We start from the raw sequence: 14,581 nt of genomic DNA, 5'->3' as shown, positions 1-14,581 counted from the left end.
GCGGCCGCTTCAGCGCACCACGCGCTCGTCTGCCCGCAACGTCAGTACTTCGACTCCATCGGCAGTCACCAGCACCGTGTGCTCGGCCTGTGCCGAGAGCTTCCCATCACGGGTGGTCACCGTCCAGCCGTCGTCGCTCATGTCGATGGCCGCGCGTGCCTGGTTGATCATCGGCTCGATGGTGAAGGTCATGCCTTCTTCGAGTTCCAGGCCATCGCCACGCCGACCGTAGTGCAGCACCTGGGGGTCTTCGTGCATCTCCTGGCCGATGCCGTGGCCGCAGAATTCGCGGACGACGCTGTAGCCGTGCGCCTTGGCGTGCTGCTGGATCGCAAAACCGATGTCACCCAGGGTTGCACCCGGGCGCACCACCGCGATGCCCTTCCACATCGCTTCGCGCGTGACCCGTACCAGCCGCTTGGCCGCGTAGTCCACCTCGCCGATCAGATAGGTCTTGCTGGAATCGGCGATGTAACCGTCCTTCTCCAGGGTGATGTCCAGATTGACGATGCTGCCGCTGCGCAGGATGACATCCGGTGAGGGCACGCCATGGCAGACCACGTTGTCGATGGAGGAATTGAGGGCGTACGCAAAGCCGTACTGGCCCTTGCTCGCCGGGCGCGCATGCAGATGATCGACGATGAAACGCTCGACCCAGTCGTTCACCTGCAGCGTACTCATGCCCTCCAGCGAAAGCTCGTCCAGCGCTTCGAAAACCTGTGCCAGCAGGCGTCCCGATGCGCGCATCAGCGCCTGTTCTTCAGCGGTCTTGATCATGCCTCGGCCACCCGCAACGCGCCCGGTTCGACCCCGGCGGCACGCAGTTCACGGCTGACGATCTCCTGGTAGCTCATGCCCGGATTCATTTCGCAGAGCATGCCGATCTTGATCCAGAACCCCGCCTGGGCATTGATCGAGCGGCCCGAGACGCCGCTGGCGCGCCGCAGGTTGTCGTGCAGTTCGTCGTCGATGTTGACGATGCCCATGGGCGAGCCTCAAAAGGTGGATATACACATCATATATGTTTCGTATATCACAGTAAAAGGCTCGCCCCGGAGTCGCTCAACGGGTGTAGGCCGTCGCCTCGATCTCAAACAGCATGCCGTCCAACGCCAGCCGCGGCACCGGGATCAGCGTGCAGGTCGGCGCACGGCCCAAGGGCCAGCGTCGGCCGATCTGTTCGGACAAGATGCCGAGCCGGTCCTGATCGTGATCCACCACCAGCACGGTGAGCTTGGCCACGTCGGCCAGGGTGGCACCGGCCGACGCCAGTGCGAGGCTGAGGTTGTCCAGCGCCTGGGCGACCTGCGCCTCGAAGCGCGGCGACAGCGCGCCATCGGCGGTCTCCCCGCCCTGCCCGGCGATGTGGATCACGCGGGCCGGCAGCCGCACCACGGCAACGTGGGAATAGCCGTTCGCGGTCGGGTCGTACAGCCCGGACGGATTGATGAAACCAAACAGGCCGGCAGGCGCAACAGGGACATCGGTCAACATGGGGGGAGGCTTGGTCAAGGAATGAGTACGCAGTCTCTTGCCTCAACCTCGGTTGAGGTCAACGCAGGGCATTGCAACGCTGCGGTGCAGTCATGGATGATTCGTGCACTCCCGGCCATCCGGGCGGGTCGTACGTTCCTTCAAGCACGTTCACGAAGAACACCACCGGAGCTCAGGATGAGAATGGTCTGGACTGCACTGCTGTTGCTGGTCGCCCTGCCCTGCCTGGCCGGGCCGCAGAACCTCAAGGAAAGCGCCGCACTCAAGCCCGACGAAGGCCTGCTGATCACCACCAGCCACTGCCCGGAGAACACCTTCGGCATGCAGTTGTACGCGCCGGGCACTTCAGCCAAGGGGCTGATCGGCCCGTACCGTTTCAAGGGAGTGATCGTCTGCAACGAGCCCACCACCTCGTTGCGTATCAAGGCCGGGCGCTATTACATCGGACTGCTGTTCTACCGGCAAGGGCAGACTTTCGCCCTCGACGAGGCCGATGCCCCACGCATCATGATCGAAGCCGGCAAGGCCACCTACATAGGCGATGTGTACGTCGTGACGGGCGAGCCGAGCCAGCAGGACGCCCGCCGGGTGATGGTGCACAGCCTGGCATTCACCGACCGGCGCGATGACGCCCAAGCCGTGCTGGAGCGTGACTACCCCTGGCTGCTGCCGCGCTACCCGTTCGTGGTGTCTCTGCCGCAGAACGCAACCATCATCTCGACGTCCAGTGAGAGCCAGACGGCCCCACCTTGAGCGCTTGCGCGCGGCCTCAGGTCCAGGCCGGATCGGCAGTGAAATCGATGGTCAGCCAGAACTCGCTGCCGCGCGCATCCAATCGCTCGGCGATCTCGTCGCGCATCGCGTCCACGTTGCCGATGGTGCCGATCACCGTTTCCGGACGGGTCAGGATGTGGATCTCCACGAAGCGCATGCGCCCCATCTTGGCCACGTGGCTGGTGAAATCCAGATAGCCGTGCTCGGCGATGAAATCCTTCATAACGGTCTGCACGCGCGCATCCAACGTATCCGGCGCCACCTGCAGGACCTCGCGCATCGCCTTCCACGCGCTGCGCAGCGGTACGGGAAGCACCGCGACGCTGATCGCGGCCAGCACCAGTGGGTCCAGATAGGGAATCCAGTGGGCGTGCTCGCCATCGCGCAGCAGCAGCGCGATGGCGAACGCCAACACCACGGCCAGGCTCATCAGCCCGCTGAGCAGCCAGGCGCGCACGTCCAGCCACAGCAGGGCCGAGTGCAGCTGCATCGCGCGGGTACGCACGAACGCCGCCATGGCCAGGTTGCTCACGCACAGTACGGCCGCCCACAGCAGCGCAGGCCCAGCCTTGACCTCATGCCCCCCGGTGGTCAGCCCGATCACCGCGTTGGCCAACGCATAGATGCAGGCCAGCGACAGGATCGCCCCACCGAGCGCCTCCACCATCGGCTCCAGGTGCCAATAGCCATACTGGAAGCGCGGGCTTTCTTCCCGCGCCACCAGCCGCAGCACCGACAGCGCCACCAGGGTCAGCGCCACATCTACCAGGCTGTAGACACCGTCGAACAGGATCGCCTGCGATCCCACCAACAGGCCGCCGATGAAGCCGATGGCGCTGACCGCCATCGTCACCCCGATGGAAAACGTGAGGACCCGCTGCTCGCGTGCTGTATCCATCGCTGGCCGAAGGTCCTCCGCGCGGGCGTCAGATCTTCAGCACCTCCACCTTGTAGCTCGGCGCATCGCCGTCGGTATCGATGATAAGCCCGTGCACATCCGACTCGAAGCCCGGGAAGCGCGCGTTCTGTTCACGGGCGATCCGCAGCGACTGGATGATCGGCTCATCGCTGGCACCGAAGCGCTCGCCTGGCATGATGGTCGGAATGCCAGGCGGATACGGCACCAGCATGGTGCCGGCGATACGACCGCTGATCTGCTCGATATCGACCCGCTCGATCTGGCCGCGCACCAGGTGGTCGTACGCCTCGGCCGGGGTCATCACCGGCTCGGGCAGGTCCACGTACATCGCACGCATCACCTGGGCCACGCCGAACTCATCGTTGAAGGCATGCAGCGCATCGCACAGATCGCGCAGACCCCAGCCCGCGTAGGCGATCGGGAACTCGGCGGCGAGCTGCGGCAATGCACGGGTCAACGGTGCGTTGCAATCGTAAAGCTCCTTGAAGGCCATCAGCTCGGTGACCAGGGTGCTCCACTTGCCCTTGGTGATGCCCATAGAGAACAGGAACAGCACCGAGTAAAGGTTGGTCTTCTCCACCGTGATGCCGCGGGTCCACAGGAACTTGCTCAGCACCGCGGCCGGGATGCCACGCTGGCCCATCCCGCCGTCCATCGACAGCCCGGGCGTGAGCAGGGTCACTTTGATCGGGTCGATCAGTACATAGTCGTCGACCAGCCCATCGAAGCCGTGCCAGTGTGCGTCCGGCTGCAGGTACCACTCGCTGCGTTTGGCCACCATCGGGGCCGGCGCATCGCCCTTGGCCAGCGAGCGCTCCAGCTTGTCCGGCTGCCACACGCTGAACCACCAGTCGTCGCGGCCCAGATCCTCGCGTACATGCAGCATGGCACGGCGGAATGCGATCGCTTCGTCGTGCATCTCCTGCACCAGCGATTCACCCGCCGCGCCCTCCATCATCTTGGACGCCACGTCGCAGGCCGCGATCACCCCGTAATGCGGGCTGGTGGTGGTGTGCATCATGAACGCTTCGTTGAAGCGCTCGGCATCCAGCTCACGGGAGGCCGCATTGCGCACGTGGATCATCGAGGCCTGGGAGAACGCCGCCAGCAGCTTGTGCGTGGAGTGCGTGGTGAAGATGATCGCATCCTGCTCGCGCGGCTTGCCCTTGGCCATGCCGTAATGGTTCTCGTAGAACGGATGGAACGCGGCGTACGCGTACCAGGCTTCGTCGAAATGCAGGAAATCGACCGCGCTGCCGATCTCCTCGGCGATCTTCTCGGCGTTGTAGCAGAGCCCATCGTAGGTCGAGTTGGTCACCACCGCCATGCGCGGCTTGGAGCCGGCCTTGTAGGCCTTGCTGGCCAGCGGGTTGGCCGCAATGGCCTGCTGCAGGGATTCGGGGGTGAACTGATCCAGGCTGATCGGGCCGATGATGCCGTGCGCGTTGCGGCTCGGGGTGAAGTAAACCGGGATGCCGCCGGTCATGATCAGCGAGTGCAACAGCGACTTGTGGCAGTTGCGGTCGACGAACACCACATCGCCGCGACCGACGGTGCCGTGCCAGACGATCTTGTTGGCCGTGGAGGTACCGTTGGTGACGAAGAAAGTATGGTCGGCACCGAAGTTGCGCGCCGCCTCGTTCTCGGCCTCCTTGATCGGGCCGGTGTGGTCCAGCAGCGAGCCAAGTTCCGGCACCGAGATCGACAGATCGCTGCGCAGGGTGTTCTCGCCGTAGAACTGGTGGAACGCACGCCCGACCGGCGACTTGGTGAACGCCACGCCGCCGGCATGTCCCGGCGTGTGCCAGGAATAGTTGGACTCGGCAGTATGGTGGATCAGGGCCTTGAAGAACGGTGGCAGCAGGTTCGCCATGTAGTCTTCGGCCGCCCGCATCACCTGGCGCGAGATGAAGCTCTTGGTGTCTTCAAACAGGAAGATGTAGCCGTGCACGAACTTGAGCAGCTTGCTCGGCACCTTCTCGATGGTGCGCCGTTCGCCATACAGGAAGACCGGCAGGTTGGCGCGGCGGGCTGTCTGCTCACGCAGGAAGCCCAGCAGCCGCTGGAACTGCTCGGGATTTTCCTCGGTGCCATCGATGGAAATCAGCACGGCCGACGCCGCCACATAGGTGCGCGCACCGGCCTGGGCATCGGCCAGGGTCAGGCCGCATAGGACGCGCTGGTCATTCTTGCGCAACTCGTCCACCAAGGCACGGATCAGGATGCCGCCGATGCGCGGGGATTCGTAGTCGTCATCGATGACGATGACCGGGTAATCAAGGGACTTGAAGTACACAGGGATTCTCCTGGGGCAGTATCACGAAAGCGTCGTGCGGACGGCGGCGTCGAGCGCAGGCAGCTGGCCGCGCTGGCGGCGACGCTCCTCGCTGAAGAACGGATAGAACACCGTGATGAACAACACGAAGAGGAAGGCGTACTGCACGATGTTGCCGGCCGAACCGAAGATCGCCCAGAGGCAGTACACGACGGTGACACTGGTCAACAGCCAGAACGCACCGGTATGTACCAGCGTGTGCGAGCGCTCGACCACGAAGTAGCAGGCAACGCAGGAGTAGATGTACGGCAGCAGGGTCAGCACGACGGCCGCCGAGGTGATCACATCGAACTGGGCCGAAGCGGTCTTGGAGGTGGAGGTGACCAGCACCGCCAGGGTCATCAGCACCGCCACGATCAGCACGCCCTTGACCGGCACATCGTCCTTGTTGGTCTTGCTGAAGATGCTTGGGAACAGGCCGTCATCGGAGGCGGCCTTGGCGCTCTGCGCCGTCAGCAGGATCCAGCCGCCGAGCGAGCCGGCCGCACCGACGAACGCGCACAGACTCACCAGTGCTCCGCCCCAGCCACCCACTGCATTGGCGGCGGCCAGCGCGAACGGCGCATCGGAGACCTGCAGCTCGCCGTTGGGCACCATGCCCATGATCACCGAAGAGCTGGCGATGTAGGCAATCGCCGCCAGGAACACGCCGGCCAGCGTCGCCCGGGCCACGTTCTTCTCCGGGTTCTCCACCACGCCGGCGGTGACCGATGCCGACTCCACCCCGATGAACGCCCACAAGGTGAGCGCGGCGGCACTGGAGATCGCGCCGAAGTTGGATTCCCCGGAGACGTTGTAGGCGCCCTTGAAGATCGTCGGGTCGAAGAAGAACCAGCCAAAGATGGCGATGCCCAAGATCGGCACCAGCGCAAAGCTGGTGGTCACCGTCTGCAGCTTGCTGACGAAGGACGGGCCGATCACGTTGGCGAAACTCAGTGCCCACACCAGCGCCAGCACCGCCAGGCAACGCGGCAGGGGTTCGGACAGGATCGGGAAGAAGTAGCTGAAGTAGCCCACCGCCGCGATCGGGATGGCGACATTGCCGATCCAGTTGGCAAACCAGTAGACGGCATTGGTCTGGAAGCCCATGTAGGGTCCGAACCAGTCACGCGCATGGGCATACGGCCCGCCTGCCTTGGGCGCCAGCTTGCCGAGCTTGGCGAAGACGAAGGCGAGCAGCAGCGCACCGGCGGTGGTGATCAGCCAGCCCCAGATCGAGGCGGTGCCGATCTTGGCCAGGCTGGAGGGCAGCAGAAACACCCCCGACCCCATCATGTTGCCGGCCACCAGGAAGGTGGCGCCGACGACCCCGATTTTCTTTGCTTGTGCCATGACGCTTGCTCCTTTGCCAGGCAGGGACCCGGTCATGCCGGGTGGAGGGAGTTACTTGATGAAGTTGTATTGCAGGCTGCCCTGCAGCCGCACCGTGTCGCCGCGCTGTCCGCCTTGCTGTTCCAACTGCCCGTAGAGCAGTTCCATGCCCATCGTCCAGGACGGCGCCGGGCTCCAGAGCAGGTTGAAGACGCCGTAGCGGCTCTGCCGGAAGGCATCGGCGGCCAACGCCTCGTTGCGCCCGCTGGTGAGCTGGCCGTAGATCAGGTTGGATCGCCACAGCGGCGACCAATAGTGCGTATACCCGACGAAGCCCCCGTACAGCGACAAGGCCTGCAGGCGCCCATCTGCGGTCACCACCGCATCCATGCCCGAGCCGGTGAGATCGGCCGTGTAGCGCGCCAGCCCCTTGCCACCGAGCATGCCGAACAACAGCAGGTCCTGTTCGCCCAGCGCAGCCGAACCGCTGAGCTGCAGGCCACCGGCAACACGACGCCCATCACCGGCATCACCGTCGTAGCCCAGGCTGCGTGCGACCGCACCCAACTGCAGATGGCCCCAGTCGCGCTCCATGCGGGCGGTAACGGTGACATCCGGCAGTTGATCGACCGGCATGACCCCCTCGGCAGGGTTGCTCAACTGGGTGTCCGGATCTTCGGCAGCCACGGTCAGCGTGTTGCCCTTCCCCATCGCGAAGCTGTGGTGTATGCCGGCCACCAGCAGGTATCCCGCCCCGCCCGGCCCGGCGAAATCCAGGGTGTCGGGCAGGCTGTCGGCATCCATGAAGGTCGAATAGCCATAGCCGGCGTAGGTATTGCCGAGCTGCCCGTATGCATGGCGCAGGCGGAACTGATAGCTGTCACTGCTGCCGAAGAAGTCGTTCTCCAGATAGAAGCGCAGGTTGCCGTGCGTGGTCGGGCGCCGCGCTTCGAAGCTGAAGCGGGTCTGCTTGGCATGCAGGGTGAAATTGGCGACATCGCGGTGCGTGCTGCCGACCGGAATGGATGAGGTGATGAACTGTTCCTGGTCGCCGGCCGCACGCGTATCGGCGATCGCATCAAGCTTGGCATAGCCGCCGATGCGGATCAGGGTGTCGGTGCTGGGGATCGCGAAGAAGCCTTTCAGCTCGGGATCGGTCGGGCCGGCGGCGCTGTCCGGGCGGGATGCGGCGGTGGACGGATCCGCAACGGAGTCGCGTTGCGGAAGGATCGCCTGGCCCATGCCCGGTACCTGCGCCTGGGCCGTCAATGGGGCCGGGGGTGCAGCGGGAACATTGTTCATGCCGGGTGCAACAGGGGCGCTGATCACCCCCTCGGTTGGCGGAGGCCTCCCGGATTCGATCGCCTGCAGGCGTTTTTCCATCTGGTCCAGCGTGTGCCGCAGCGTCTGGATATCCTGCCGCAACGATGCGGCCGAATCCTGCGCATGCACCGGTGCGGCAGCCAACGCTGCCGCGCACGCGATCATCACTACAGGCAGGCGCATCACCCCATCCTCCATGACCCGTACACAGCCGGATGCACCCTCGCCAGCCGGCGTCGGTGACGTCGCGGGCCATGGGCACGCTCGCACGGGATCCCCTCATCCCTGAGGGCAACACTGCCAGCGCAGCACTGCCAGCGGCTTGAGTAACAAGCGGAGAGTGAGAACGTCGTGAACGTTTGCAGGCAGTTTCCTGACTGAGCGCTCGCGCTTCCGGGACGGACCGGGCATTTCAGGAGAGTGCGCATGGCGGCCAGCGTAGCCAGCCACGCGAAACCGGCCTTGATTCAGATCAAAGTGAACGCGCCCAGGCGCAGCCAGGGCGCAACGCCGCGCGCCGGACAGAACCCGGCGCGAGAGGCAACGTTCGGGGTTTGGCTCAGCGTGGGCCGAGCACCACCGTCATGTCATCGCCCTGCGGCATGCCGGAACGGCGCTGCACCATTCCCTGGGCGTCCTTGAACAGGATGCCCGGAGTGCCCTGGAAGCCCAGTTCGATCATCAACACCTGATTGGCATCGAGCTTGTTGGCCACCTCGGCGGTCAACGATGCCGCCGGCTTGATGCCCCCACGATCAAACAGCCGCTCATTCTCCAGCAGCGCAGCGCTGGGGTTGGGCGCGGTGAGAATGGCCGCCGCCTTGGCCGGGCTGTCTTCACGGATGACCCCGACCATGACGTGGCGGAGCTGCACCTTGCCGCCATCCACCCACGGGCGCGCCGCTTCCCAGAAGCGATGACAGTAGGGGCAGTTGGCATCGCTGAAGGTGTAGACCACGCGCGGGGCATCGGCGCGGCCATCGCGCACCCAGGCGCTCTCGTCGAGTTTCTTCCAGGTGCGCTCGGACATCGGCTTGGCCACCAGTTTTTCCAGCGGCGCCTCACCCACGTCCTCGCCGTTGGCATCGAACAGACTGCCGACCACGACGTGCTTGCCATCAGCGGTCACATACGCCGCCGCCGGCTGCTGCCCGCCGACCACGCCGGCGAATCCACGCAGGCCACCGGGCGCATCGAACTCACCGATGACCTCGAACCCGTGTTTTTCGATGCCCTTCAGGACGGCCGGGCGCTCAGCGGCGGCGGGCGCCTTTGCCGCATCACCAGCCTTGGGCGTCTGCGCCTGGCTGCAGCCGGCCAGTGCGATCAGCAGCGCGGTGACCAGCGTGCGCGGGGAATTCAACGTCATGACAACTCCAGATTCAAAAGACAGACGACCCGCGACCCTTAAAGATCGTCGAGCTTGGATTGCAGGCCCGCGGCGGTCAGCTCGCCCAGGTGTAGGTGCTGCAGGCGACCCTGCCCATCGAAGAACAGGGTAGTGGGATAGGCGTGCACCTGCAGGTGCTCGGCAGTGATCGCGTCCTTATCGAGCAGCACATTGCGCAACGACAGCCGCTCGGCCGCCATGAAGGCGTCAACCTCGTCGCGTGTTTCCCCTTGGTTGACGAACAGGAAGCGGATATCCGGATGGCCCTGCTGCGCCCGTGCAAGCACCGGCATTTCGCGGCGGCACGGGCCGCACCAGCTGGCCCACAGATTGACCACCACCGGTCTGCCGCCGGTCTCGTTCAATGCGGTCGGCGTGCCCTGCAGCGATGCGAGCGTGATGGCCGGCAACGTCACCCGCGATTGCTGCAACCAGCTCGCGCCGGTGGTCAACACTCCCCAGCTCACCAGCCCGGCCAACGTTGCTGCCACCACGGGGCGGCGCACCGCAGGCCAGCGACGCAGGCGCCAGGTGCCCCACCCCAGCCCGACCAGCAGTGCCGGCCAGACCAGGAAGCCGCCATCGCCAATCCGCAGCACCGCCCAAGGGTCGGCGGCGTAGTCGCGCGCATGCCAGATCACGAATCCCGCCCGCCCGGCCAACAGGCCAAGCAGCAGCATGTCCACCACGAGCGATCGTGGGCGCGGCGCATCCTCGCTGGTCGTCCCGCGCACCAGGCTGGCCACCAGCATGGCCACCGCGGTTGCGACCAACACCCACACAACCGCAAGCGGTACCGGGCCTACACTGCTGATCATTCATTCTCTCCGCCGTCGCCCGGGACCTGTCACGGTGTGGCGGCTGTTGCATCGGGCCCGCCGGCATGGTCCCAGCAAGGCGTCGATGGATCAAGCGCGCCGGGGTCGCACGATTCAGGCGGCCGAGCGGATCGATTCCATGACACGCACGGGCGGACGGCTCGCGGCACGTTCGCGTTGCTGCGCGACCACCTGCCGGCGATAGCGTGCCGGCGTCAACCCGACGATGCGCAGGAACAGCCGGCGGAACGCGCTCTGATCGGAGTAACCCACGGCCCAAGCCACCTGATCGACCACGCCGCCGCTCTGCAGCAGCAGCTGCGCTTTGGCGATGCGCAACCGCTGGCAGTACTCGATCGGGCGCATGCCGGTGGCTTTCAGGAAGCGCCGCTGCAGCGTGCGCGGTTCAAGCCCGGCCTGCGCGCAGATATCGTCCAGGCCCACGCCACGGGCGGCGATGCCGTGCAGCCAGCGCTGCGCTTTGAGAATGCACCGATCACCATGCGCGAAGTTGGGACTGAAGCGCTCCAGATCGTCCAGCTCCGTCCGTGGAATCACCAGCTGCAACTGCTGGATCACCGTGTTCATCACGCTTTGGCCGTACACGCGGGCCAGAAGACGCAGGCTCAGGTACTTCCACGCGTCCTGTCCGGCGGCGGTGAGCAGATCGCCATCGTCGACCAGGGTGCGTTCGCTGGGCAGCCAGCTGGGCACCATCGTGCGCAGTGCCGGGCAGCGTGCGGGATCGGGCACGCTCACCGAACGGCCGGCCAGCACACCGGCGGCGGCCAGCAACAGACCCCCTTCATCGCAGCCGGCAAGCAGACTGCAACCCTCATGGCATTCGCGCAGCCACGCCAGCAGGCGCTCGTCCGGCGGCGCCATGGCCCAGCTGGACTCACTGCCGGGAATCACGATGATCGTCGGCAGCGCATCGCCGAACAGCTCTGCACCAGCCACGCGCTGCATGCCGCGCGAGGACATCGTCCAGCGGGTCACCAACATCCGGGCGCCGCTGCGCCGTCCTGCCGCGACGGTGCGATTGCAGCGCTGGGCCAGCTCTGACAACACCGGCGCAGCAGCACGCAGGCTGCCGGGAAACTCCACCACAGCCACTTCCATCAGGGTCGGGGTGTCCAGCCGGCGATCGGGCTGGAGCGTAATACGGGGTGCATCCATGGCCAAACTCCTGAAACGTTGCGGCCGGGCGTGGGGCCCGGCACACCTGGGCGGTACGTGAGATGGCCTGAGGCTACGACCGTCCCGGAAGGACAGCCATGCAACTAGTTGCAAATTTCACGCGGAGTTGATTCCCAGTGGGGTTTCAGCAAGGCTTGACTCTGGACCAGACTCCAGGGTTCACAATCACCTCCATCATCCAGGAGGTGGTCATGAACATTGGACAGCTCGCACGCCAGGCCGGCGTGCCTATCGATACCGTCCGCTATTACGAGCGGCAGCACCTGCTTCCCACGGCGCAACGCAGCGCGGGCGGCTACCGCGTCTTCAGCGCCAACGACCTCACCCGCCTGCAGTTCATCCGGCGGGCCAAGGCACTGGGCTTCACCCTGGAGGAGATCGGCGAACTGCTCAGCCTCAGCGATCAACGCGGCCAGGACATGGCCCAGGTCCGCGACAGTGCGGTGGACAAACTCGCCGACATCGAAACACGCATCCGCGAACTCCAGCGGATGCACGCCGCGCTCAAGCAGTTGGTGGATGCGTGCCCGGGCCATGGCGATCTGCAGCAGTGCCCGATCCTCTCCGCACTGACGGAGACTCACGCATGAGCACGCCCCACGCGCAGGGTGGCGGCAGTTGCTGCAGCGCCAAGGCAGTGAGCGGCACCGCTACCGTGAAGGATCCGGTCTGCGGCATGGAGGTGGATCCGGCCACCACCGCCCATCACGCCCGGCACGACGGCAGCGACTACCACTTCTGCAGCGACGGGTGCCGGCGCAGGTTCAGTGCCGATCCCCAGCGCTACCTGGATCCGTCCTCGCATGTGGCCGAGCCGGTGCCGGCGGGCACGCTGTATACCTGCCCGATGGACCCGCAGATCGTGCAGGAAGGCCCGGGTACCTGCCCCATCTGCGGCATGGCGCTGGAGCCGATGATGCCCAGCCTCGACGAGGGCGAAAATCCGGAGCTCACCGATTTCCGCCGACGGTTCTGGTGGAGCCTGCCGCTCAGCGTGGCCACGATGACGCTGGCCATGCTGGCGATGACGCCACTGCTGCACGGCCTGTCGCCGGACCTGCGGGTGTGGATCGAGTTGGCACTGGCCACTCCGGTGGTGCTGTGGGCCGGCTGGCCGTTCCTGCAGCGTTGGGCGCAGTCGATCCGCAACCGGAGTCCGAACATGTGGACGCTGATCGGGACCGGTGTACTGGCCGCCTATGGCTACAGCGTGGTCGCCACGATCGCACCGGGCCTGTTCCCACCCTCATTCCAGCAGCATGGGCATGTAGGGGTGTATTTCGAGGCGGCCGCCGTGATCATTTCGCTGACCCTGCTGGGCCAGCTGATGGAGCTGCGGGCCCGAGCCAAGACCTCTGCCGCGATCAAGGCACTGCTCGGCCTGGCGCCGAAAACCGCCCGCGTCCTGCGCGAGGATGGCCACGAAGAGGACGTGGACATCACCGCCCTGCAACCCGGCGATCGCCTGCGCGTACGGCCCGGTGAGAAAGTGCCGGTGGATGGCACGGTACTGGAAGGCCGTTCGTCCATCGACGAATCGATGCTCACCGGCGAGCCCGTGCCGGTCGGCAAGGCAGTCGGTGACACGGTGATCGGCGCCACCCTCAACGGCACCGGCAGTCTGGTGATCCGCGCCGACCGGCTCGGCGATGACAGCATGCTGGCGCAGATCGTGCAGCTGGTCGGGCAGGCACAGCGCTCGCGCGCACCGATGCAGCGCATGGCCGACACCGTCGCGTACTGGTTCGTGCTCGCCGTGCTCTCTGTTGCGGTGCTCACCTTCTTCGGATGGGGTCTGTTCGGACCCGAACCGTCCTGGACGCACGCCGTACTGAGCGCCGTGGCGGTGTTGATCATTGCCTGCCCCTGCGCACTGGGGTTGGCGACGCCGATGACGATCATGGTCGCCACCGGTCGCGCCGCGCAGCACGGCGTGCTGTTCCGCGACGCTGAGGCCATCGAAGCGCTGCGCCAGATCGATACGCTGGTGGTCGACAAGACCGGCACGTTGACCGAAGGTCGGCCGGCATTCCGCGCGGTTCAGCCGGTTGCACCCTTCAGCGCCGATGAGGTGCTGCGCTGGGCGGCCAGCCTGGATCAAGGCAGCGAACACCCGCTGGCCGCGGCGATCGTTGGCGAAGCGCGTGCACGCGGTGTCACGCTGGCCAGCGTCGACGGGTTCGATTCCCTCACCGGCATGGGCGTACAGGGTGTGGTCGAGGGCAAGGCATTGGTGTTGGGCAACACGGCACTGATGGATGAGCACGGCATTGCACTGGATGCGCTGCGAGACGCTGCACAGCAGCTGCGGACAGCCGCCGCCAGTGTGATGTACCTCGCCGTGGACGGTCGGCTCGGTGGTCTGCTCGCCGTCGCCGATCCAATCAAGGCGTCAACCGCTGAAGCGATCGCGCAATTGCATCGTGATGGCCTGCGCATCGTGATGGCGACCGGCGATGGAATCGCCACGGCAAAGGCCGTCGCAGCGGAACTTGGCGTGGATGAAGTGCACGGCGAAATGCGCCCTGCCGACAAGGCCGAGCTGATCCGTTCGCTGCAGGCGCAGGGGCGCAAGGTGGCCATGGCCGGCGACGGCATCAACGATGCGCCGGCACTGGCGAGTGCGGATGTTGGTATCGCGATGGGCAACGGCACCGACGTGGCGATGTCCAGTGCGCAGGTGACCTTGGTCAAGGGCGATCTGCGCGGCATCCTGCGTGCACGCCAGCTATCGACGGCGAGCGTTCGCAACATGCGTCAAAACCTGGGTTTTGCGTTCCTCTACAACGGACTGGGCATTCCGGTTGCAGCCGGCGTGCTGTATCCGCTCGGCATCGCGTTGTCGCCGATGTTGGCCGCGGTTGCGATGAGCTTGAGTTCGGTATCGGTGATCAGCAACGCATTGCGTCTACGCCATCAACGACTGCCCAGCCGATGAGCGCGCATGCATGATGAACTTTCTTCACTTTTTCCTTGCCAATCCAAAACGTCGTCGCTATGATTTCGCTCCTCACGAC

General features: G+C 65.5%; 13 protein-coding genes. 3 read left to right on the top strand and 10 right to left on the bottom strand.

Annotated elements, in window-relative coordinates; translation table 11 throughout:
* Positions 1-9: 9 nt before the first annotated feature.
* The 3 genes from map to ABE464_RS04130 form a co-directional block, all read right to left on the bottom strand.
* Positions 10-777 (bottom strand): type I methionyl aminopeptidase, encoded by a 768-nt coding sequence (gene map, locus ABE464_RS04140; RefSeq protein WP_346470864.1) that lies wholly within the window; start codon positions 775-777, stop codon positions 10-12.
* Positions 774-986 carry a ParD-like family protein gene (locus ABE464_RS04135; RefSeq protein ID WP_088433419.1) on the bottom strand — a complete coding sequence of 71 codons (213 nt, stop codon included), beginning with the start codon at positions 984-986 and terminating at the stop codon, positions 774-776. The genes map and ABE464_RS04135 overlap by 4 nt, the downstream gene beginning before the upstream one ends.
* Before the next feature lie 76 nt (positions 987-1,062).
* On the bottom strand, positions 1,063-1,494 hold the full coding sequence (locus tag ABE464_RS04130) for a RidA family protein (RefSeq protein ID WP_346470863.1): 432 nt from the start codon (positions 1,492-1,494) through the stop codon (positions 1,063-1,065).
* A gap of 177 nt (positions 1,495-1,671) precedes the next feature.
* Here ABE464_RS04130 and ABE464_RS04125 point away from each other — a divergent pair, with 177 nt between their 5' ends.
* Complete coding sequence (locus ABE464_RS04125) at positions 1,672-2,247, top strand: hypothetical protein (protein WP_346470862.1); 576 nt, start codon at positions 1,672-1,674, stop codon at positions 2,245-2,247.
* Between the two features lie 16 nt (positions 2,248-2,263).
* On the opposite strand, the gene ABE464_RS04120 is transcribed toward ABE464_RS04125, so the two are convergent.
* The 7 genes from ABE464_RS04120 to ABE464_RS04090 form a co-directional block, all read right to left on the bottom strand.
* Complete coding sequence (locus ABE464_RS04120; RefSeq protein ID WP_346470861.1) at positions 2,264-3,166, bottom strand: cation diffusion facilitator family transporter; 903 nt, start codon at positions 3,164-3,166, stop codon at positions 2,264-2,266.
* 28 nt (positions 3,167-3,194) lie between these two features.
* Positions 3,195-5,483, bottom strand: coding sequence for an Orn/Lys/Arg decarboxylase N-terminal domain-containing protein (locus ABE464_RS04115; RefSeq protein WP_346470860.1), 2,289 nt, complete (start codon positions 5,481-5,483; stop codon positions 3,195-3,197).
* A 21-nt stretch (positions 5,484-5,504) separates the two neighbouring features.
* The gene (gene adiC / locus ABE464_RS04110) at positions 5,505-6,854 is read right to left on the bottom strand and encodes an arginine/agmatine antiporter (RefSeq protein WP_346470859.1); all 1,350 of its coding nucleotides are present in this window, start codon (positions 6,852-6,854) and stop codon (positions 5,505-5,507) included.
* 51 nt (positions 6,855-6,905) lie between these two features.
* Positions 6,906-8,339 (bottom strand): DcaP family trimeric outer membrane transporter, encoded by a 1,434-nt coding sequence (locus tag ABE464_RS04105; RefSeq protein WP_346470858.1) that lies wholly within the window; start codon positions 8,337-8,339, stop codon positions 6,906-6,908.
* 376 nt (positions 8,340-8,715) lie between these two features.
* Positions 8,716-9,525, bottom strand: a complete 810-nt coding sequence (dsbG, locus tag ABE464_RS04100) for a thiol:disulfide interchange protein DsbG (protein ID WP_346470857.1) — start codon at positions 9,523-9,525, stop codon at positions 8,716-8,718.
* Between the two features lie 38 nt (positions 9,526-9,563).
* Complete coding sequence (locus tag ABE464_RS04095) at positions 9,564-10,364, bottom strand: TlpA disulfide reductase family protein (protein WP_346470856.1); 801 nt, start codon at positions 10,362-10,364, stop codon at positions 9,564-9,566.
* Between the two features lie 114 nt (positions 10,365-10,478).
* A complete protein-coding gene (locus ABE464_RS04090) occupies positions 10,479-11,543 on the bottom strand; it encodes a helix-turn-helix domain-containing protein (protein WP_346470855.1) in 1,065 nt (354 codons plus the stop codon).
* A gap of 212 nt (positions 11,544-11,755) precedes the next feature.
* Between ABE464_RS04090 and ABE464_RS04085 the strand changes: the two genes are divergently transcribed.
* Both ABE464_RS04085 and ABE464_RS04080 read left to right on the top strand, forming a co-directional pair.
* The gene (locus tag ABE464_RS04085; protein WP_346470854.1) at positions 11,756-12,154 is read left to right on the top strand and encodes a heavy metal-responsive transcriptional regulator; all 399 of its coding nucleotides are present in this window, start codon (positions 11,756-11,758) and stop codon (positions 12,152-12,154) included.
* A complete protein-coding gene (locus ABE464_RS04080; protein ID WP_346470853.1) occupies positions 12,151-14,502 on the top strand; it encodes a heavy metal translocating P-type ATPase in 2,352 nt (783 codons plus the stop codon). Before ABE464_RS04085 ends, ABE464_RS04080 begins: the two co-directional genes overlap by 4 nt.
* Positions 14,503-14,581: the final 79 nt, after the last annotated feature.

This window comes from Stenotrophomonas sp. TWI587, from assembly GCF_039674145.1.
GTDB lineage: Bacteria > Pseudomonadota > Gammaproteobacteria > Xanthomonadales > Xanthomonadaceae > Stenotrophomonas > Stenotrophomonas maltophilia_AY.
This window is presented reverse-complemented; position numbering and strand designations above follow the sequence as displayed.